This window comes from Brevibacillus borstelensis (genome assembly GCF_003710865.1).
Lineage (GTDB): Bacteria > Bacillota > Bacilli > Brevibacillales > Brevibacillaceae > Brevibacillus > Brevibacillus borstelensis.
This window is the reverse complement of sequence record NZ_RHHO01000041.1, coordinates 15366-35158: the sequence shown is the minus strand read 5'-3', so window position 1 is coordinate 35158 and position 19793 is coordinate 15366. Positions and strand designations below refer to the sequence as shown.

The window sequence follows — 19793 nt, the reverse complement described above, 5'->3', positions numbered from 1 at the left end:
ATGTTTCAGAGTGTTCTGTAAAACAGCAAGACAGCCTAGCACTGTGTTTTTCTAGCAAACCGTCTTCCCCAAAGGTATCGTTTGCTTTAGCTCAATCTGCTCTAACTCTGTTTCCTTACTCTTTCTCCCTCTCTTTTCTGCTCGCACGCAAACCGAGTATGCCCGTAGCAAGAAAACATCCGGCGATGAGGAACTGCAAAATAAACCAGGACCAAATCCGTTGATGGCTCGGACCATTTCCGACAGGACCGACATGAGGCTGATACGACTCCCATAATCCCAGGAATGCAAATATCATCATGATGCCAGCCATACAGATGATGAATATGGAACGCGTCTGCGACATCTTTACTCCCTCGCCCAATTTGGGTTTTCTTCCGATCACGGTGTAAATCGTGCTTTCAACGTATATTTTAGCATATTCTGTAAACTCATCCTTCCGTTCCCCATGTCCGCCGGTGTGAACGAGAAATAAGCTGCCAGAAAACATATCCGTATAGCTGCTGTCTTCCTCTTTGATAACAAAAAAGACGGCACAGCATGCACCGTGCCATCTCTTTGTTCATAAAACGTTTACTGACCGATAATGTATTTCTCCAGCTCATCCAGAACCATGTTCGCGCAGATTACACCGCCGGAGGTATTCCAGACAACGTCATCCACTTTGAAAGCTTTGTTGTTTTTCACGACATTCAGGTTTTTCCAAAGCGAATCATTTGTCCACTCTTGTTCCAGCTTGCTCGCCTGGCCATCACCGGTTTCGTAGGAGAAGTAGAACATGATGTCGCCGTCCATTTCCGGAATGCGCTCTTTCGTTACCTCATCAGCAAACTTGTCTTGATCCTGGCTTGCAGGACGGGCTACGCCCAGGTCTTTCAAAATGGTTCCCAGGAACGTGTCTTTGTAGTAAATGCGTACCCGTCCAGGCATGAAGCGAACGATCGATACTTTTGTATTCAGCTTGTCCCCGGCTTTTACCTTGAAGTCTTCAACACGCTTGTTCCAATCGGCAATGACTTGCTCGCCCTCGGCTTTCTTGTTCAATGCTTCCGCGTACAGCATGAAGTTCTCTTTCCAGTCGCCGCGCGGCTCTTCCACGAATACAGTCGGAGCGATTGCTTTCAATTGCTCGTAAATTTTTTCGTGACGGAATTTCATACCGAGAATCAGATCAGGTTTGAGCGCCATGATCGCTTCCAGGTTTGGCTGGGATTCGGAACCGACAACCTTAGTGCCTTCCAGGTGCGGCTTCACCGGCTCATAAAACTGAGTCGGATCGGTAAAGGAGCCAACTGCGCCCACCGGCTTCACACCAAGCTTCACCAGTGTCTCGACGCCTTGAGCAGTCAAAACGACGACGCGTTGCGGTGTACCTTTAATTGGCGTTTCACCCATAGCGTGCTTCACTACATATTCCTTGTCGGAGCCGCCGCTTGCATTGCCGGTAGTTTGTCCAGCCGGCTGCGTTTGGTCTGCCGGTTTTTGCTCCGCCTGTTGGCCACCGCAACCGGTGACGATCAGCAGAAGAGCCATGAGAACGGAAAAGAACATCTTTCCTTTGGTCCCCTTGTATGTACGTTGAAACATGATGATGACTCCCTTCGGGTTGTATTCGAATCAATGAGAATGAGAATGTGTATCACTGACACTGAATATCCTACAACCAAGCCTGGGAGGAAGTCAACAACAAATTGATAATGACTCTCAAAATCATTGACAAGAAAAATCCCTACATCTAAACTTATCATTGGATACGCTGTTCGCAATTGATCGAGACAACTCAACCTAAGGATGAAAACCTGTTATGAAAGCTTTGCTATCCAATACTTATTTAAAGATTTTGGGAGTGGGATTCTTCCTCTTGCTTCTGGCGTACTTGAGTTACGCCAGTCTTGTTTTTGGCATCGTGGAAACAAGCTGGCACACAGCGATCGATGCCTTTACGCAGTTTAACGGTACCAATGAACATATCGTCATCAAGGAGGTGCGCGTCCCCCGCGTCCTCAACGCCTTGGCCGTAGGGATGTGCCTGGGGATCGCAGGTACGCTGCTGCAAGCGCTGACCCGCAATCCGATCGCCGATGTCGAACTGTTCGGGCTAAACGCAGGGGCCGCTTTCTTTGTGGTCGTGGCCATCACCTTCTTTGGCATCAGCTCTTTGACGCAGTTTACATGGATCGCCTTTCTCGGGTCTGCGGTCAGCGGCGTCGTAGTCTACCTGCTCGGTTCTCTCGGGCGTGACGGAATGACGCCTGTCAAGCTTACCTTGGCCGGAGCCGCCATTACCGCATTGGCTGCTTCCGCACGTCACGGCATGATGGTATTAAATGAAAAATCTGTGGATGAGGTGCTGTTCTGGCTCTCCGGGTCAGTGGGCGGACGAAAGCTGGAATTTTTGACCGCAGTCTTTCCTTATATGATTGTCGCCTGGATCATCGCCTTCCTGCTGGCCCGTCCCATCCAGACCTTGCTGATGGGGGACGACGTCGCAAAAGGCCTCGGTCAACGCACGATGATGGTGAAGCTGGCCGCAGGCGCTACGATCGTCCTGCTGTCAGGCAGCTCTGTCGCTGTAGCCGGTCCGATCGGCTTTGTCGGATTGGTCACGCCACATCTTGCCCGCTTTCTCGTCGGGATTGAGACGCGCTGGGTGATGCTGTACAGCGGCCTGTTGGGAGCGGCTCTCTTGCTTGCTGCCGATATCGGCGCGCGTTTCGTCGCCAAGCCCGCAGAAGTGCCTATCGGCGTGATGACCGCCCTGATCGGCATTCCGTTCTTCATCTACGTGGCACGAAAGGGGCTGGACAAAGGATGAAAGGCTACCTGACTCTGCGCCCCGGCAAGCGCTTGTCTTCTTTTCATTTGCACAGAAAATCGATATGGGTGACCGTGGCCGCCGCCATCGCCACGTTGGCTGTCGCGGTGATCAGCCTGGGGATGGGAGAGATGAAGGTCTCTCCGCTGGACGTCCTCAAGGTGCTGATCGGCATGGGCGACGAGCAAAACACCCTGCTCGTTCAGCAGTTTCGCATGCCGAGGGTTGTCGTCGGCATGCTGGTCGGCGCTTCCCTTGCCGGAGCCGGTGCGATTATGCAGGGGGTCGTTCGCAATCCCCTGGCCGCCCCTGATATTCTCGGTGTTTCCGGCGGCGCTTCTGTGGCCGCAGTTGCATTCCTGCTCTTTTTTGAGACGGTGAGCATCAAGTGGCTTCCGCCGGTAGCGTTTCTCGGGGCAACACTGATCATGTTCCTGCTGTACGCTCTCGCCTGGAAAAAGGGGGTGACACCGCTCCGCCTCGTCCTGATTGGCGTGGGGATCAAAATCGCCGCAAGTGCCGTCGTCACCATGCTGATCATGTTCAGCCCGTTCCTGTTGCAAAACAAAGCCATTCTTTGGCTGACCGGCAGTATTTACGGGGTGTCCTGGGCAGACGCGCGGATGATTCTCCCCTGGACAATCGGGCTGCTGCTTCTCGCGGCGCTGATGGCCAGACGGGTCAACATCCAACAGCTGGGCGACGATATTTCCATGAGCGTCGGAAGCACGGTGCAGCGGGACCGCTTTTTCCTGCTTCTGATCTGCGCAGCTTTGACCGGTACAGCGGTCTCCGTAGGCGGTGAGATCGGCTTCGTCGCTCTCCTGGCTCCGCATATTGCCAAGCAGCTGATCGGGCCGTCATTTGGCAGCGCACTGCCCCTTTCCGCCTTTATCGGGGCACTGATCGTCTTGATTGCTGATTTAATCGCCCGCATGGCGTTTACACCTATCGACGTTCCGGTCGGCGTGTTCACTTCCGCCGTCGGTGCACCGTTTTTCATTTACCTGCTGTACAGAAACCGAAATCGCTAAATGAAAGGAGACGGATCAGCGTGCATGCTCTGGAGACCCGTCAACTCACTTTGTCGTATGGGGAACGGAATATTATCGAGTCGCTTGATTTGACCATTCCGCGGGGAAAGATTACTGTCTTTATCGGCAGCAACGGCTGCGGGAAGTCCACGCTTCTGCGTTCGCTCGCTCGGCTGCTGAAGCCAAAGGAAGGCGCGATCCTGCTGGACGGCGAAGCGATCGCCAAACGGCCTACCAAGGAAGTGGCCAAACGGCTCGCCATCCTGCCCCAAGGCCCGGTCGCTCCTGAGGGACTGACGGTCCTGCAGCTGGTCAAACAAGGCCGCTATCCCCATCAAAGCTGGCTGCAGCAATGGTCCGAAGAGGACGAGAAGATGGTCGTCAAAGCATTGGAGGCGACGCAGCTTACCGCTTTGGCCGACCGTGCCGTTGATTCGCTCTCCGGCGGCCAGCGCCAGCGCGCATGGATCGCCATGACACTGGCGCAGGGAACAGAAACGATCCTGCTGGACGAACCAACCACCTATCTGGACATGTCCCATCAGATTGAAATTCTTGATTTGCTCTACGATCTCAACCAGACCGAGCAGCGGACGATTGTCATGGTGCTGCACGATTTGAACCTCGCCTGCCGCTACGCTCATCACATCGTGGCCGTGCACAACCAGAGCGTATTTGCCGAGGGAAATCCTCATGACGTCATGAACGAGGAGCTCGTCCGGCACGTCTTCCAGATGGAGTGCCAGATCACCCGGGATCCGATCTACGACACGCCGATGTGCATTCCTTTCAGCAAAAGCCGTCTGGGTGCTGGTGCAACTGCGGGTTCATCAGGTGCCAATGCAGAAAAGGAAGAGCAAAAAATCGCGGTACACGCCTAATCAGTGAATCACCTGAGTAACGAACGACAATGACTGTCAAAATAAGTAAGGCTTCGCTGTATTACGGCGGAGCCTTTTTTATGCTTGCTTGATTTAGTCTGGGTAAACTTTCTGAAAGTACAAGGAAATCTATGTAAAATGGAGAATCCTTCCTATATACCCACTGAAAGGAGCTGCTACCCTTGCACAGTATCGGCATCCCCGGTCTCATTCTTATGTCGGTTGTCGTCATACTGCTCATACTCTTTGTCATCTCCCTTGCAGCCTTTATCCGCAAGCTTCTCCAAAATTCGAGCACGCGCAGCGACGGGCTGAAACAAATCGAAGAGAAGCTCGATCGGCTGATCGAACTCCAGGAGCGCAAGGAAGACCGCGATCAGAACAAATGATTCCCGCTGGCGACTGCTGCTGCCTGCGTAAAATTATTTTTCATGTTCGCATCCGAAAAGAAAATCCGATGTTTCTGCCGTCACTATACGGGAGCACCGGATTTTTTAAATCTCAAGAGATCAACCATTCCTGAAGTCTTCATACTCCAAACCCCTTTTGACTATTTCTCCGCACAACCGTTCATTCGTTTCCGAATCGTCCATCGCCTGTTGCCAATAGTCTCGAATGAAAGCCAATTCCCCCTTCTTTGAGAAATAACGGGCCTCCCCCATCACATAAAAAGAGCTTCCTCCTGTTCAAGGAGAAAGCTCTTTTCAAAAGACTGCAGGAAAGCAACCCTTACTTCTTTCGAGTTGCAACAAAGCTCGCAGCCCTTACTTCTTCAAGTTGTAAAAAGCAGCACGGCCGCCAAAGCGAGCGGTATCGCCCAGCTCGTCTTCGATGCGCAGCAATTGGTTGTACTTCGCCACACGGTCGGTACGGGACGGAGCGCCGGTTTTGATTTGACCCGCGTTGGTCGCCACAGCGATATCGGAGATGGTGGAATCCTCGGTTTCGCCGGAACGGTGCGAGATGACGGCTGTGTAGCCTGCGCGTTTCGCCATTTCGATGGCGTCGAAGGTTTCGGTCAGGGTACCGATCTGGTTTACTTTCACCAGGATGGAGTTTCCTGTGGAAGACTCGATGCCGCGCGCCAGACGCTCGGTGTTGGTCACGAACAGGTCGTCGCCGACGAGCTGCACTTTTCCGCCCAGACGGTCAGTCAGCTTTTTCCAGCCATCCCAGTCGTCCTCGGACAGGCCGTCCTCGATGGAGATGATCGGGTATTTGCTTACCAGATCCTCGTAGAAAGCGATCATTTCGTCTGTGCTCTTCACGACGCCTTCGCCTTCAAAGTGGTAGCTGCCGTCCTTGTACATTTCGGTAGCGGCCACGTCCAGTGCGAGGAAGACGTCCTTGCCCGGCTCGTAGCCTGCATTTTTGATCGCTTCCAGGATCGTGGTAATCGCTTCTTCGTTGGATTTCAGGTTTGGCGCGAAGCCGCCCTCGTCGCCCACAGCGGTGCTCAGGCCTTTTTCATTCAATACCTTTTTCAGGGAGTGGAAAATCTCTGCTCCGGTGCGCAGCGCTTCCTTGAAGGACGGAGCGCCTACCGGCATCACCATGAATTCCTGAATGTCGACGGTGTTGTCCGCGTGCTTGCCGCCGTTGAGGATGTTCATCATCGGCACGGGCAGTGTCTTTGCGTTGAAGCCGCCCAGATAGTTGTACAGGGAAACGCCGAGAGATTCAGCAGCCGCGCGAGCGACAGCCATCGATACGCCGAGGATTGCGTTTGCGCCCAGCTTCGCTTTGTTCGGAGTTCCGTCTAGCTGGATCATTGCCATGTCGATGCCGACTTGATCCATGGCATCCATGCCGATCAGCTCAGGAGCGATAATCTCGTTTACGTTTTCGACGGCTTTCAAAACGCCTTTGCCGAGGTAGCGGGATTTGTCTCCATCGCGCAGCTCAACAGCCTCGTATGCACCCGTAGAAGCACCGGATGGCACTGCAGCACGGCCCATCGAGCCGTCTTCCAGATACACTTCCACTTCTACTGTCGGATTTCCGCGAGAGTCCATGATTTCGCGTGCATAAACATCGGTAATCATCGCCATTTGCCATCCATCTCCTTATGATCGCTTTTCATGTATAACCAATTCCGTTACACATACATTCATACCTATTTGAACATCATTCGGTCAAGCTCTTCGTTTTGCAAAATATTTTTCCCGGCAAGTTTATTTCACAGTCAATGGCTTGCCTGTCATCTCTGGAGGCTGTTCTACACCCAGAAGCTGGAGCATCGTCGGGGACAAATCGGCCAAAATGCCGTCTTCCCGCAGCGTCAGGCCTTCGCGCGTGACAATGACAGGTACCGGGTACGTGCTGTGCGAGGTGATCGGACGTCCCGCCTCATCGAGCATCAGATCGGCGTTGCCGTGATCGGCTGTGATGATGGCGACACCGCCTTTGGCGATGATAGCGTCCACCACTTTTCCGAGGCAGGCATCTACCGTCTCGACCGCCTTGATCGTCGGCTCCATCTTGCCCGAGTGGCCAACCATGTCGCAGTTGGCAAAGTTGAGAATGATGGCGTCAAAATTCTCCGCCTCGATCTCTTTCACGACCGCCTCCGTGACTTCCGGTGCGCTCATCTCCGGCTGGAGATCGTACGTCGCTACCTTCGGGGACGGGATCAGGATGCGGGTCTCGCCCGGGAATTCCTGCTCGCGGCCGCCGCTGAAAAAGAACGTGACATGCGGGTACTTTTCCGTCTCGGCGATGCGAAGCTGCTTCAAGCCGTTCTGGGAAAGCACCTCGCCCAGCGTATTGTCCAGATTGGCCGGCTTGTAGGCCACATACCCGTCGACCGACTCGGAAAAATGAGTCAGGCAGACAAAGTACAGGTCGCGCGGCCGACCTTCCCCGCGGTCAAATCCGCGGAAGTCCTCGTTGGTAAACGCCTGCGAGATCTGGATCGCGCGGTCTGGACGGAAGTTGAAGAAGATGATCGAATCGCCGTTCTGGATCGTGGAAACAGGCTTGCCCTGATCGTCCGTGATCACCGTCGGCATGACGAATTCATCCATGATCGACTTCTCATACGATTCTTTTACGGCCTTGATCGGGTCGGTATAGGCTGGGGCATCTCCGTACACCATGGCGCGGTACGCCTTTTCGATCCGCTCCCAGCGCTTGTCCCGATCCATCGCGTAATAGCGGCCCTGCACCGTCGCGATGCGGCCTACGCCGATTTGCTCGATCTTTTGCTGCAGCTCTTCAATGTAGCGAACCGCACTGTCCGGGGCCACGTCGCGCCCGTCCAAAAAGCCGTGAATGAAGACGCGGTCCACATCCTGCTTTTTCGCCAGCTCCAAAATCGCAAACAGGTGGTTGATGTGGCTGTGCACACCGCCGTCGGACAAAAGTCCGAACAAGTGCACCTGCTTGCCGTTTTGCCTGGCGTGCTCGAACGCGCCCACCAAGGTTTCGTTCTCAAAAAAGTCGCCTTCCTGGATGGACTTCGTGATCCGGGTCAGATCCTGATAAACAACCCGTCCGGCACCGATGTTCAGGTGGCCGACCTCGGAGTTGCCCATCTGCCCTTCCGGCAGGCCGACAGCCAGTCCGCTCGCCTGAAGGGTTGCATGCGGGTACTGATTCCAGTAGCGGTCAAAATTGGGCTTTTTGGACTGAGCCACGGCGTTTCCGTACGTCTCCTCCCGCAGGGCGAATCCGTCCAAAATGATCAGGGCTACCGGTTTCGGACGTTGTGTCATGGTGTTCCCTCCTTATTTGGCGCCTTTGACCAACGCAAAAAAGCTGTCTGCCGTCAAGCTTGCGCCGCCTACCAACGCGCCGTCGATGTCCTTTTCGGCCATATAGCCGCCGATGTTCTCCGGCTTTACGCTTCCGCCGTACTGAATGCGGACTTTATCGGCTTCCTGCTGCCCGAAGCGCTCGGCAATCATACTGCGGATAATCGCAATGGTTTCGTTGGCATCCGCTGCCGTCGAGGACTTGCCCGTTCCAATCGCCCAGATCGGCTCATAGGCGATGACTACGTCTGCGAGCTGATCCGGGGTAACGTCTGTCAAAGCGGCTTCCGTCTGTTTGCGAACGACTTCGGCCGTTTTGCCTGCTTCCCGCTCCTCCAGGCTCTCTCCGACGCAGACGATCGGACGCAGGCCGTGCTTCAGGGCTGCCAGCGTCTTCTTGTTCACGCTCTCGTCTGTTTCGTTAAAGTACTGGCGGCGCTCCGAGTGTCCGATGATCACATAGCGGACGCCGATTTCCTTCAGCATCAGCGGGCTGATTTCTCCCGTAAATGCGCCCTGCTCCTCAAAATGCATGTTTTGTGCGCCAAGGGCCACATCTGTCCCTTTCAACGCTTCGGCCAATGCCGCCAGTGCCGTAAACGGCGCGCAGACTACTTGCTCCACGCCTGCTACAGCATCCCGCTGTTTTACAGCTTCGGCGAATTGCTTCGCCTCCGCAATCGTTTTAAACATTTTCCAGTTTCCTGCAACTATCGGGGTTCTCAAGAGGAATCTCCCTCCTATTCGTTATCCTGCAAAACGGCCACGCCCGGGAGCTCTTTGCCTTCCATGAACTCCAGGGATGCGCCGCCGCCGGTAGAAATATGCGTCATGTGCTCGGCTACGCCCGCTTTCTCGACAGCTGCCACGGAATCGCCGCCGCCGATAATCGTCGTGCCCTGACATGCTTCCATTGCTTTGGCTACGCCAATCGTACCGCTGGCAAACGCGTCCATTTCGAATACGCCCATCGGTCCGTTCCAGACGACGGTCTTGGAGTCGACGATGACCTTGCGATACAGCTCGACTGTTTTCGGCCCGATGTCCAGCGCCATCCAGCCTTCCGGAATGGCATCGATGGAAACGGTCTGCTTGTCTGCGTCTGCGGCAAACCGATCCGCGACCACTACGTCGACCGGCATCAGCAGCTGTACGCCGCGTTCTCTCGCTTGCTCCATCAGCGTGCGAGCCAAGTCCAGCTTGTCATCCTCGCAAAGGGATGCGCCGATTCCGTAGCCCTGCGCTTTGAGGAACGTATTCGCCATTCCCCCGCCAATGATCAAATGGTCTACTTTCGTAAGCAGATTTTCAATCACGGCGATTTTATCCTTCACCTTCGCCCCGCCGACGATGGCTGTAAATGGCCGCTCTGGACGGGACAGCGCGCCGCCGAGGAAGCGGATTTCCTTTTCCATTAAAAGCCCGGCTACGGCCGGTATGTAATCTGCAATGCCTGCCGTGGACGCATGAGCCCGGTGAGCGGCGCCAAAAGCGTCATTGACAAACAGGTCAGCCAACTGCGCAAAGCTTTTCGCCAACTCTGGGTCGTTCTTTTCCTCGCCGGCATGGAAGCGGACGTTTTCCAACAGGATGACGTCGCCGTTTTGCATTCCTGCAACTGCTGCTTCCACCTCCGGACCGACAGAATCATTCAGCTTCTTTACTTCTGTTCCCAAAAGCCCGGACAAATGCTGCGCGACCGGAGTCAGTCTCATCTCTTCGACTACTTGTCCCTTTGGACGGCCGAAGTGGCTGGCCAGAATCACCTTGGCCCCTGCGTCCCGCAAAAACCGAATCGTCGGCACGGCAGCGCGAATCCGTGTATCATCCGTAATCACGCCGTCCTGCATCGGCACGTTGAAATCGACGCGGCAAAAGACCCGTTTTCCTGCCAGATCTGTATCGCGGATAGACTTCTTGTTCATGAACGATCCTCCCCAGTAGAATGGCTTCCCGAAAATAGTAACATCCCCATATGGGAAAAGGGAGAGGCTGCTCTCCCTTTTTCACAACAGTTCTATTTTACGTGTTACAAGCCGCGCTGTGCAACAAAATGGCAGAGGTCTACGACGCGGTTGGAATAGCCCCACTCGTTGTCGTACCAGGAGACTACCTTCACCATGTTGCCTTCGAGCACCATCGTAGAGAGCGCATCGATTGTGGAGGAATCCGGGTTGCCGTTGTAGTCGGAAGAAACGAGCGGTTTTTCGGAATAGCCGAGAATGCCTTTCAGCGGTCCTTCAGCGGCTTCCTTCAGTACGCCGTTTACTTCGTCTACCGTTACGTCTTGCTTCAGCTCGACTACCAGGTCCACGACAGAGACGTTTGGAGTCGGTACACGCATCGCGAAGCCGTTCAGCTTGCCCTTCAGCTCAGGCAGCACCAGCGCAACCGCCTTTGCCGCTCCTGTAGACGTCGGAATGATGTTTTCGGCTGCTGCACGGGCGCGACGCAGGTCTTTGTGCGGCAGGTCGAGGATTTGCTGGTCGTTGGTGTAGGAGTGAACAGTCGTCATCAGACCGCGAACGATTCCGAACTTCTCATTCAGCACTTTGGCAAACGGAGCCAGACAGTTGGTCGTGCAGGAGGCGTTGGAGATGACAGTGTGCTTCTCTGCATCGTATTTGTCTTCGTTTACACCCATAACAATCGTGATGTCTTCGTTTGTAGCCGGTGCGGAAATGATCACTTTTTTCGCGCCGCCCTCCAGATGTTTCGCAGCGTCCTCGCGCTTGGTGAAACGGCCGGTAGATTCGACGACGATCTCTACGCCGTAGTCCGCCCATTTCAGAGCAGCCGGGTCGCGTTCAGCCAGTACCTTGATTTCCTTGCCGTCTACGACCAGTGTATTTTCATGCGCTTCGACTTCAACCGGAAGCACGCCATGTACCGAATCGTATTTCAACAGGTGAGCCAGCGTAGCGGCGTCTGTCAGGTCGTTGACCGCCACGATTTCCACGTTCGGGTTGTTCAGTGCTGCACGGAATACATTGCGGCCGATACGTCCAAATCCGTTAATCCCTACTTTTACCATAAAAAATACCTCCTGCTCTCTACATCGCTTTTTTGTGTGGTAGAAGACTGCCCGGGGCCTGAAAGGTTCGGGCGGTTGCTATCGTCAGTACAGGCAAAACAAATGAGAAGAATAAGTAAGGCAATATATCTAAAGTGGGAATGCCGAGCGTCACCGACATGACCATCGCGAGGCCGTTCCAAGGAATCAGCACAGGCATGACCAGCGTCGCATCAAGCATCGTCCTCCCTAAAAACACGCTTCCTTTTTCCATGCGGCTAAACCGCGGCAGCAATGTCGGGCCCATCACCAGGATCGGAATCGTCTGGTTGCAGCTGATCATGATGACCAACAGGGACAAAAGCACGGCCTTCCCGGCCAGGATGACGGTGTTTTGCGTATCCCCCATCATTTTCTCGACGAGTGGCGCCAGCAGGTTTGCTTTGTTCAGGATTCCGTTCAGAAAGCCCGCCAGCGTGATCACCACGAGGACACTCAGGATGGAGAGCATTCCTCCGCCGTGCACGAGCTGATCCAGCGTTGTGCCAGTGTGCAGCTCATAGCCATAGAGGATAGAGCGCCCCATCTCTGCGAACTGCATCGGTACAGTGGCGATGACTAGTACCGCTGCCGTGACAAGGCCGTACAGGAGGGCCGGAATCGCCTTTACCCGGCAGGCAAATGATCCGACCAGCACCAGCAGCGGCACGAGCGGCAGCAAGCCGATGGAAAAGAATTGCCGCAGAAGTCCTTGGTATTGCCCGATCATCCCGGTCTCGCTCGCCCCTTGCCGGAAGAGGTCAAGCCCCAGAAACATCAGTGCCGTGATCGCGACCCCCAGCAAGGCAGGCCAACTGCTTTTGCGCCCCTCTCCCTCTTGCACGCCAATGGTGCTGAGAATCAGCAGGCGGCTGCTGGAAATCGGAGAAAACCGCTCTCCGACCATCGCTCCGCTGATCAGAGCGCCAGCCACCATAGCCGGAGAAATGCCGGCCGTATGGGAGATGCCCATCAGCGCCAGCCCGACCGTGCTCAAGGTGCCGACCGAGGTGCCCAGCAGATAGCTGGTTCCGGCCGACAGTAAAAAGGAGAGACTCAGCATGTACTGCACGTCGACTACAGACAGTCCGTAGTAAATGATCGCCGGGATGGTGCCGCCCATCATCAGGAACGGGATGAGCAGCCCGACCAAAAACAGGATGATCAGGACCGGCTTCGTCTGTTTAATTCCTTCCCGGCCAAATTCCCACTGCTTGCGCCAGGAATACCCAAGTCTTTTTACACTAACCAGTGTGACCAAGATTGCCAAAACAATCCCCAAAAACAGCGGAAAACCGAATGTCAAACTGAGCGCTATGCCGACAATCAGCGAGACAATGGGAAGGACCGTCAGGAATTTCATCGTGCGCACTTCCTTTGCGTTACAGTCGCTCGGACAAAATCGCCAGTGCTGCTCCTTCGTCCGTAATAAGTACATTTTGGCACGACTGTCTGGCAAAGGAAAGAATCGCTTTTGCCTTGCTTTCTCCTCCGGCGATGGACAGCACCGTCTCGGCCCGCTGTACATCCTCCAGCTGCAGCCCGATCGTGGGCATCCGGTGTACGGTTTCTCCTGCGGCATTGAAGTAGTAGCCGAACGCCTCCGATACCGCGCCAGCCTCCTGCAGCTCTGCCAGCTCTGCTTCCGAGTAGTTCCGCCGCTTCGCCATCGCGAGCGCATCGCCGATGCCGTGAATCACAATCCGCGAATGCTGCAAAAGCGAGAGCACATCCTGCACCTGCGGCTCCTTCATCAGCGTTTGCAGGGCTTCCGGGTGAAGCCGGTCAGGAACGTGGAGGAGCCGGTACGAACTGCCTGTCTTGGCTGCCATGGCGGAAGCGAGGGTGTTTGCCTGCAGCTCTACGCGCTCGCCCAGACCGCCGCGGGCCGGGACAAACTGCACACCCCGAAAGGATGGCGCCGGCGACAGATGATGGGCAACGCTCGCGATCGAGGTTCCCCCCGTCACCGCCACGATGTCTCCTTCGCGGATGTACTGCTTCAGCATCCGGGCGCCGACCCGTCCCAGCTCTTCCTTTACCCAGGGAGAGTGGTCCGCGTTTCCCTGCACTACGATCACGTGCGGGATGCCGAGCAAATGCTGCAGACGCTCAGCCAGCTCGGTCAGCCCGAACAGGTCGCCCATCAGAGGCTCCATCTCCTCCAATATGCGCTGGCCCTCTTCGCTGAGGCTCATGCCTGCCGCTGTCACATGTAAAAGTCCGGTTTCCTTCAACAGCTCAACCTCGGCCCGGAGGATCCGCTCCGTGCTTTGCATCGCTTGGGCCAGAGCCCTTCTCCCGATGGGCTGCAGGTGGTAAACAGACCGCAGCAGCATGTAGCGGCCCCGCATAACCTCGATCAGGTCAGGAAGCAGTTTTTGTTGCATTTCGATAAATCGCCGCATTGTCTGTACGTCCTTTTTGCCAAGGTTTTTCTAATCGGGACATTTTTTGTCCCTGTACATACATTTTACGTCCCGCTTAGGCAAAAAAAATAAAACTTCAGCTTCATTTCGAATGTAGCACAAATGTAAATAACATGCAAGATCCCTCCGCTGATTTGCAGAGGGATCTGACATGACATTACATGATAATATGCCCGGCTCTCGACTGCACGCAGACCGCTTGCAGGTAGCGGACAAAGGATCAGAGGTTTCCGGGCTTTCTGCCTCGGTCTACCTACTTTTCCTCCCCGGTTTTTCTGGCCGCGCGCTTCGCCAGCTCGGCATGCAGCTCCTCCCAAGTGACCACATGCGTTACCGACGGAAATACTTCCTCGCCGTCAATCTCTACTACGGGAATGACAAACATGTACCGCTCATGCAGCGCGGGGTCTTTCTCAATATTGACAAGCCGCAGCTCCAGCGGAAATTCCTCCCGCAACAGAAGGATCAGTTGCTCCACCTGGTCGCAAAGATGGCATCCGGGGCGGCCGTACAGGACGATTTGAAATGGCTTTGAACTCATCGGACCTCTTAGAACCTCTTTCGTTTGGCTGAGGATGGGATCAGCATCTCCTCGCGATACTTCGCTACTGTGCGGCGGGAAATTTCAATTCCCTCCTGCAGCAGCATTTCGGCCAGCTTCTGATCGGACAGCGGCTGCTTCCGGTCTTCCTGCTCGATCAGCGCCTTGATCCTGCGTTTTACGCTTTCCGAAGAAGTCGCTTCTCCGTTCGCTGTAGAAAGCGCCGAGGTAAAAAAGTATTTCAGCTCGAAAATGCCTCGCGGCGTCTGTACGTACTTGTTGCTCGTCGCCCGGCTGATCGTCGATTCGTGCAGCCCTACCCGCTCGGCGATTTCCTTTTGCGTCATCGGCTTCAAATAATGAATGCCGCGGTCAAAGAAATCCCGCTGCATGTCGACGATGGCCTGCGTCACCCGCATCAGGGTGAGACGGCGCTGCTCCAGACTTTTTGCCAGCCACATGGCGGCGTTCAGCTTTTCGTGGATAAACTGCTTCGCCTCTTCCTGGCTCTTTTGCTGGCTCAGCATTTTTTCGTAAAAGCTGTTGATTTTAAGTCTGGGAGTTGCCACATCGTTGACCAGGACGATGTATTCGTCGCCCACCTTTTCAACGGCTACATCCGGAATCACATACCGCGTCTCCACTTGGGAAAAGGCTGCGCCTGGACGGGGATTCAGCGTCCGCAGGAGATCGGCTATCGCCTGAACCTCCTGCACCGTACAGCCCACCTTGTCGGCGATGCGCTGGTAGCGGCAGTCAGCCAGGTCCTGGAGGTGCGAGGTGACGATCTCAACGACATGATCATCGTCCTTCCCCATGTGTCTGAGCTGCAATAGCAGACATTCTTCCAGGCTTCTCGCGGCTACGCCGGCAGGATCGAAATGCTGCAGAACAGTCAGGACGTCCTCCAGCTCTTCAAGATCGGCGCCCAATCGCTGGGACGCCTCCTCCAGAGTGATTTCCAGGTAGCCTTTTTCGTCCAGGTTTCCGATCAAAAACAGAGCGATTCTCCGCTGCGGCTGCGTAAAGCTTTTGAAATAGCCGAGCTGGCGCTCCAAATGCTCATACAGCGTAACCGACCGTTGCGTGACGAAGTCCAGCGGATTGTAAGTGCTTTCATTTTTGCCCGCCGTATATTCGCCCGTCGCCCGATTGCCTACAATTTCCTTCCAGTCAATTTCCGGCAGCGGCTTCTCCATTTTTGCCGGTGCCAGCTCCACCACCGCTTCCTGCAGCTCGAACACGGGATTTTCATTGGCTTGCTCCTGCAAATACGAGACGAGATCGACGGCCGAATATTGTAAAATCGTAATGGCCTGTCTGAGCTCCGGTGTCATCACAAGCTTTAGTGTCTGTTCTTGATAAAGCCCCAGCCCCATGTTCATCTGCGTCCGCCCCCTCTCAGTATCCAGTTTTTTTCGACATGTGCAGTTTCACTTTTTTTCATTATATTCGCTTTTTCATGCAATTTTCCTGCCAATATCTGAATAAAGAAAGGAACCATGAAAAAAGGCGACTCCAACCATCGGAATCGCTTCATGAAAATCTACCCTTGCCGGCTTTTGTAAAGCAGGTACATGAAAAAAGGCGCTCCCACCGCTGCTGTAAACACTCCGGCTGGAATATCGAGCGGAACAAACAGTGTGCGGGCTCCAAGATCCGCGAGCAGCACCAACAACGCGCCCAGCAAGGCCGAGACGGGAAGCAGCGTGCCATAAGACGAGCCCACCAGCTTGCGGGCCATATGAGGAGCCATCAGGCCGACAAACCCGATTCCTCCCGCGATCCCTACAGCCGAGCCCGCCAATGCCACGCTGACGGCAACCAGCAGCAGACGCTTACGCTCGACCGGTACGCCCACTCCTCTCGCCACATCCTCCCCCAGCTCTTGGGCATTCAGATTGCGGGCCTGCACGACAGCGATCAGCAAAAATCCGGCGATCCACGGAAAAACAGCAAGGACATGGTCCCATGAAGTGCCGTACACCGTGCCGGACAGCCACCCAAGCGCCTGGGATGCCAGGTACAGCGGACCCGCGACCATGAAAAAGACAGTCAATGCAGACATCGCAGTGGATACGGACACCCCGATCAAAGCAAACCGATAAGGAGATACCCCCCGTTTCCATGCGGCCAGGTATGTAAGAGTGGAAGCGAAAAAACCTCCTGCCAAGGCTACCAAAGGCAGCCACTGGATACTGAACTTTCCGTCAGAAAAGGCGATAAAGGCCACGGCCGCGGCTGTTGCGCCAGTAGTTGTCCCGGTCAAATCCGGCGAGGCCAGCGGATTGCGGATCAGCGCTTGCAAGATGGCACCCGATACGGCCAAAGCCGCCCCGACCAGGAGAGAAACGACAATTCTCGGCATTCGCAAGTTTATGACGATCATTTGATGCGTACTGTCTGCCACTCCTACTAATGATCTCAACACTTCCGAGACCGGGATGCGAATGCTGCCCAAGCCGATGCTGATGATGGCGACCGCTGCCAGCAGGATGCTCAGCAGCAGCACGATACCGATGTTTCGCTTGTCTATCTGGAACGAATACGAAGGCTTGTGGCTGCGAACAACGGTATATCTATTCATGGGCCTTCCTCCTTACGATGGCAATGATGAACGGAACTCCGATCACAGCCGTTGCCACCCCGACAGGCACTTCCTTGGGCATTAGCAAAAAGCGGGATATAAGATCGGCTGCCACCAGAAAGATGGCCCCAAATACGATACTGTACGGAATGATCCAACGATAATCATAGCCGATCAGATACCGGCAAATGTGCGGGATGATGATACCGACAAAGCCGATCGGACCGGCAAGAGCCACTGCGCCTCCTGCGAGAAGAACCACTACCAGCACGATACCTGCCTTGACCCAGACAATTTTTTGCCCCAGGCTTTTGGCCACATCATCCCCCAAAGACATCAGGTTTAAGGACCCTGCCAGCATCCAGGCAATGATCCACCCGCATACCAGATAGGGAACGATCAGCAGGGCGTGGCGCAAATCGCGTCCCGACACAGATCCAATCAACCAGTTAAGGGCTTCTTCAAGCGCCATGTTGTCTATGAGCATGAGCAGCGATGTCAGCGACGAGGCAAACGCAGCGACTGCCGCGCCGGAAAGGGTCACTTTTACCGGCGACATCCCTCCCCGTCCGGCTGATCCAAGCATGTAGACCATGACAGCCGTCAAGCTTGCTCCGATAAAGCCAACCCACATCAGCTCGGTAAACGAAAACACGGGACCGAAGAGAAACAGGGACAACACGATCATGAAAGCTGCACCGGAGTTGATTCCAAATATAGAGGGGGAGGCAAGCGGATTGCGGGTGAGTGCCTGCAAAAGAGCCCCCGCTACCGCCAGACTCCCCCCGACAAATGCGGCGACGATCGCCCGGGGCACTCGCGCATTTTTGATGATCAAATGCTCATTGCTTCCATTGAAACTGACATAGGCCTCCACCGCCGTCGAAAAACGGAAATTTTGCAGGCCGAGCAAGATACTCGCAACGACGGCCACGATCAGCACCGCAACGGCTGCGACCAGTACGACAGATTTTTGGATTCGGCTGGACAAGAGAAATGGCACACGTATTCCCTACTTTCCCCAATTGCATTGGTAACATTTTAGTATCCCTTTCACCTTCTAGTCAATGAAAATGATAATTATTATCAAAAAACTGTTGACACCTATTTTCCAAATACAGTATGTTGTCTACAATGATAATCACTATCAATCAGGAGGTTTTCATCATGTCGGCAATTCACAAGCCATCGTGGCAGCTTTTGATCGCAGCAGCATTGTCTCTCATGCTTTTGGTCACGGGCTGCAGCGGCGGCCAAAACAACACGGGCAGCCAACCGGCGCAATCTCAGGGCCAGGACCAGGCTGCAGCCACTGACACCAAGAGCGACATCCGGAAAGTAAAACACGCGATGGGAGAAGCCGAGATCAAAGGTACCCCGGAGCGCGTCGTTGTCCTGACCAGCGAAGGGACAGAAGCCCTGCTCGGTCTGGGTGTCAAACCTGTAGGCGCTGTGCAGTCCCCGCGCGGAAATCCGTGGCATGACCATATTAAAGACAAAATGCAGGATGTAACCGTACTGGGCGATGAGGCGCAGCCAAACATCGAACTGATCGCGAGCCTCAAACCAGATCTGATCCTGGGCAACAAGGTCCGCCATGAAAAAGTATATTCGCAGTTGTCCGGCATTGCCCCGACGGTATTCTCCGAGGATCTGGCGGGCAAATGGAAGCCCAACTTCATGCTGTATGCCGAAGCCCTTGGCAAAAAAGCCGACGGTGAAAAGCTCCTGGCCGACTTTGACAAAAAGGTAGAAGAGGCGAAAGCAAAGCTGGGCGACAAAACAAAAGCCAAAGTATCATTGATCCGCTTTCAGCCAGGGAAAATCCGGCTTTACATGAAGGATACCTTTGCAGGCGTCATGCTGAGCCAGCTGGGCTTTGCCCGTCCGGCCTCTCAGGATAAGGATGAATTCATGCAAGTGATCGCAAAGGAACAACTGGCTGATGCCGACGGCGATGTGCTGTTTTACTGGGTATCGGATCATGGAGAAAAGAAAGAAGGCTCCAAATATAGAGAAGAAGTGATGAACGACCCGCTCTGGAAAAACCTCAATGTCGTGAAAAACAACAAAGTGTTTGAAGTCAACGACGTCGTGTGGAACATCGGGGGCAGCATTTTGTCAGCCGAACTGTTGCTGGACGATATTTTGAAGCGCTTTGATGTAAAATAACACACACTCGACAGAGCAGTATGGGCCCACCCCTGCTGCTCTGTAAGCTTGTACATGGAACCATTTCCCCTTCGTGCATCCCAATATCCGGGTTGCAATTTTTTCATTTGCATCTGTCCGCCTTATCTTTTATAATTTAAGTTATCCTATTATGCGCCCGTAGCTCAGTGGATAGAGCAGCGGTCTCCGGAACCGCGTGCGGAGGTTCGACTCCTCTCGGGCGTACCATACTGACTTTAAACGACGATATGACGGGATTCTGGCGGTGATTTACCGGACGGACTGGCGAGCAAATCGGCAAAACCGTTCCGCTGCACCGTGTACCCCATACCCGTTATGTACTCGTTCCTGATATGTGCAAGCCTCCGTTACGAGAAACGGAGGCTTTTATTATGCAAAAACGACCGTGGACAGCGCTAATACATAGTGCCGCTACGGAAGCACCTAAAAGAGTTACGATTGATGCTGCGTTTTTACGGGCTCCCCCAACGTTAGCCTCACGTTCGACTTTGTTCGACTTTGTTAAC

At 54.5% G+C, this 19793-nt stretch carries 18 protein-coding genes and 1 tRNA gene; 6 read left to right on the top strand and 13 right to left on the bottom strand.

The genetic code is table 11. The annotated features are described in order from the left end of the window. Nucleotides 1-115: 115 nt before the first annotated feature. The gene (locus tag EDM54_RS26250; RefSeq protein WP_141334244.1) at nucleotides 116-346 is read right to left on the bottom strand and encodes a hypothetical protein; all 231 of its coding nucleotides are present in this window, start codon (nucleotides 344-346) and stop codon (nucleotides 116-118) included. Nucleotides 347-573: 227 nt separating this feature from the next. Next, nucleotides 574-1587 (bottom strand): ABC transporter substrate-binding protein, encoded by a 1014-nt coding sequence (locus EDM54_RS20785; RefSeq protein ID WP_024984605.1) that lies wholly within the window; start codon nucleotides 1585-1587, stop codon nucleotides 574-576. A gap of 217 nt (nucleotides 1588-1804) precedes the next feature. Here EDM54_RS20785 and EDM54_RS20780 point away from each other — a divergent pair, with 217 nt between their 5' ends. The 4 genes from EDM54_RS20780 to EDM54_RS20765 all read left to right on the top strand — a co-directional run bounded on the left by EDM54_RS20780 (nucleotide 1805) and on the right by EDM54_RS20765 (nucleotide 5119). Then, nucleotides 1805-2815 (top strand): FecCD family ABC transporter permease, encoded by a 1011-nt coding sequence (locus EDM54_RS20780; protein WP_003392585.1) that lies wholly within the window; start codon nucleotides 1805-1807, stop codon nucleotides 2813-2815. Then, nucleotides 2812-3849, top strand: a complete 1038-nt coding sequence (locus EDM54_RS20775) for a FecCD family ABC transporter permease (protein WP_024984607.1) — start codon at nucleotides 2812-2814, stop codon at nucleotides 3847-3849. The genes EDM54_RS20780 and EDM54_RS20775 overlap by 4 nt, the downstream gene beginning before the upstream one ends. Before the next feature lie 20 nt (nucleotides 3850-3869). Further along, nucleotides 3870-4730 (top strand): ABC transporter ATP-binding protein, encoded by an 861-nt coding sequence (locus tag EDM54_RS20770; RefSeq protein WP_122958729.1) that lies wholly within the window; start codon nucleotides 3870-3872, stop codon nucleotides 4728-4730. Nucleotides 4731-4912: 182 nt separating this feature from the next. After that, a complete protein-coding gene (locus EDM54_RS20765) occupies nucleotides 4913-5119 on the top strand; it encodes a DUF4083 family protein (RefSeq protein WP_122958728.1) in 207 nt (68 codons plus the stop codon). A gap of 375 nt (nucleotides 5120-5494) precedes the next feature. On the opposite strand, the gene eno is transcribed toward EDM54_RS20765, so the two are convergent. The 11 genes from eno to EDM54_RS20710 form a co-directional block, all read right to left on the bottom strand. After that, nucleotides 5495-6781 carry a phosphopyruvate hydratase gene (gene eno / locus EDM54_RS20760; RefSeq protein ID WP_003392575.1) on the bottom strand — a complete coding sequence of 429 codons (1287 nt, stop codon included), beginning with the start codon at nucleotides 6779-6781 and terminating at the stop codon, nucleotides 5495-5497. 123 nt (nucleotides 6782-6904) lie between these two features. After that, nucleotides 6905-8446, bottom strand: a complete 1542-nt coding sequence (gpmI, locus tag EDM54_RS20755) for a 2,3-bisphosphoglycerate-independent phosphoglycerate mutase (protein WP_122958727.1) — start codon at nucleotides 8444-8446, stop codon at nucleotides 6905-6907. Nucleotides 8447-8458: 12 nt separating this feature from the next. Beyond that, nucleotides 8459-9211, bottom strand: coding sequence for a triose-phosphate isomerase (gene tpiA, locus EDM54_RS20750; protein ID WP_122958726.1), 753 nt, complete (start codon nucleotides 9209-9211; stop codon nucleotides 8459-8461). Nucleotides 9212-9225: 14 nt separating this feature from the next. After that, nucleotides 9226-10410 (bottom strand): phosphoglycerate kinase, encoded by a 1185-nt coding sequence (locus EDM54_RS20745; protein ID WP_024984610.1) that lies wholly within the window; start codon nucleotides 10408-10410, stop codon nucleotides 9226-9228. Nucleotides 10411-10514: 104 nt separating this feature from the next. Beyond that, nucleotides 10515-11519 carry a type I glyceraldehyde-3-phosphate dehydrogenase gene (gap, locus tag EDM54_RS20740; RefSeq protein ID WP_003392565.1) on the bottom strand — a complete coding sequence of 335 codons (1005 nt, stop codon included), beginning with the start codon at nucleotides 11517-11519 and terminating at the stop codon, nucleotides 10515-10517. A 19-nt stretch (nucleotides 11520-11538) separates the two neighbouring features. After that, nucleotides 11539-12900, bottom strand: a complete 1362-nt coding sequence (locus EDM54_RS20735; protein WP_122958725.1) for a Na+/H+ antiporter NhaC family protein — start codon at nucleotides 12898-12900, stop codon at nucleotides 11539-11541. A gap of 19 nt (nucleotides 12901-12919) precedes the next feature. Beyond that, complete coding sequence (locus EDM54_RS20730; RefSeq protein ID WP_003392561.1) at nucleotides 12920-13945, bottom strand: sugar-binding transcriptional regulator; 1026 nt, start codon at nucleotides 13943-13945, stop codon at nucleotides 12920-12922. Nucleotides 13946-14219: 274 nt separating this feature from the next. Beyond that, nucleotides 14220-14507, bottom strand: coding sequence for a glutaredoxin family protein (locus EDM54_RS20725; RefSeq protein WP_003392559.1), 288 nt, complete (start codon nucleotides 14505-14507; stop codon nucleotides 14220-14222). 8 nt (nucleotides 14508-14515) lie between these two features. Continuing rightward, the gene (rpoN, locus tag EDM54_RS20720; protein ID WP_031933208.1) at nucleotides 14516-15892 is read right to left on the bottom strand and encodes an RNA polymerase factor sigma-54; all 1377 of its coding nucleotides are present in this window, start codon (nucleotides 15890-15892) and stop codon (nucleotides 14516-14518) included. A gap of 161 nt (nucleotides 15893-16053) precedes the next feature. After that, nucleotides 16054-17094: a FecCD family ABC transporter permease gene (locus tag EDM54_RS20715; RefSeq protein WP_122958724.1), complete on the bottom strand. Its 1041-nt coding sequence runs from the start codon at nucleotides 17092-17094 to the stop codon at nucleotides 16054-16056. After that, nucleotides 17087-18097, bottom strand: a complete 1011-nt coding sequence (locus EDM54_RS20710) for a FecCD family ABC transporter permease (protein WP_003392552.1) — start codon at nucleotides 18095-18097, stop codon at nucleotides 17087-17089. Before EDM54_RS20710 ends, EDM54_RS20715 begins: the two co-directional genes overlap by 8 nt. Before the next feature lie 164 nt (nucleotides 18098-18261). Between EDM54_RS20710 and EDM54_RS20705 the strand changes: the two genes are divergently transcribed. Then, nucleotides 18262-19266: an ABC transporter substrate-binding protein gene (locus EDM54_RS20705; protein ID WP_003392548.1), complete on the top strand. Its 1005-nt coding sequence runs from the start codon at nucleotides 18262-18264 to the stop codon at nucleotides 19264-19266. 153 nt (nucleotides 19267-19419) lie between these two features. Next, nucleotides 19420-19494 (top strand) — tRNA-Arg (locus EDM54_RS20700). Nucleotides 19495-19793 lie beyond the last annotated feature (299 nt).

Bases quoted from the DNA above. Each gene is read 5' to 3' on its own strand.
- EDM54_RS20775 (WP_024984607.1), top strand. From the start codon at position 2,812: ATGAAAGGCTACCTGACTCTGCGCCCCGGCAAGCGCTTGTCTTCTTTT.
- EDM54_RS20735 (WP_122958725.1), bottom strand. From the start codon at position 12,900: ATGAAATTCCTGACGGTCCTTCCCATTGTCTCGCTGATTGTCGGCATA.
- eno (WP_003392575.1), bottom strand. From the start codon at position 6,781: ATGGCGATGATTACCGATGTTTATGCACGCGAAATCATGGACTCTCGC.
- EDM54_RS20745 (WP_024984610.1), bottom strand. From the start codon at position 10,410: ATGAACAAGAAGTCTATCCGCGATACAGATCTGGCAGGAAAACGGGTC.
- rpoN (WP_031933208.1), bottom strand. From the start codon at position 15,892: ATGAACATGGGGCTGGGGCTTTATCAAGAACAGACACTAAAGCTTGTG.
- gap (WP_003392565.1), bottom strand. From the start codon at position 11,519: ATGGTAAAAGTAGGGATTAACGGATTTGGACGTATCGGCCGCAATGTA.
- EDM54_RS20730 (WP_003392561.1), bottom strand. From the start codon at position 13,945: ATGCGGCGATTTATCGAAATGCAACAAAAACTGCTTCCTGACCTGATC.
- EDM54_RS20705 (WP_003392548.1), top strand. From the start codon at position 18,262: ATGTCGGCAATTCACAAGCCATCGTGGCAGCTTTTGATCGCAGCAGCA.
- EDM54_RS20785 (WP_024984605.1), bottom strand. From the start codon at position 1,587: ATGTTTCAACGTACATACAAGGGGACCAAAGGAAAGATGTTCTTTTCC.
- EDM54_RS20715 (WP_122958724.1), bottom strand. From the start codon at position 17,094: ATGAATAGATATACCGTTGTTCGCAGCCACAAGCCTTCGTATTCGTTC.
- EDM54_RS26250 (WP_141334244.1), bottom strand. From the start codon at position 346: ATGTCGCAGACGCGTTCCATATTCATCATCTGTATGGCTGGCATCATG.
- EDM54_RS20725 (WP_003392559.1), bottom strand. From the start codon at position 14,507: ATGAGTTCAAAGCCATTTCAAATCGTCCTGTACGGCCGCCCCGGATGC.
- EDM54_RS20780 (WP_003392585.1), top strand. From the start codon at position 1,805: ATGAAAGCTTTGCTATCCAATACTTATTTAAAGATTTTGGGAGTGGGA.
- gpmI (WP_122958727.1), bottom strand. From the start codon at position 8,446: ATGACACAACGTCCGAAACCGGTAGCCCTGATCATTTTGGACGGATTC.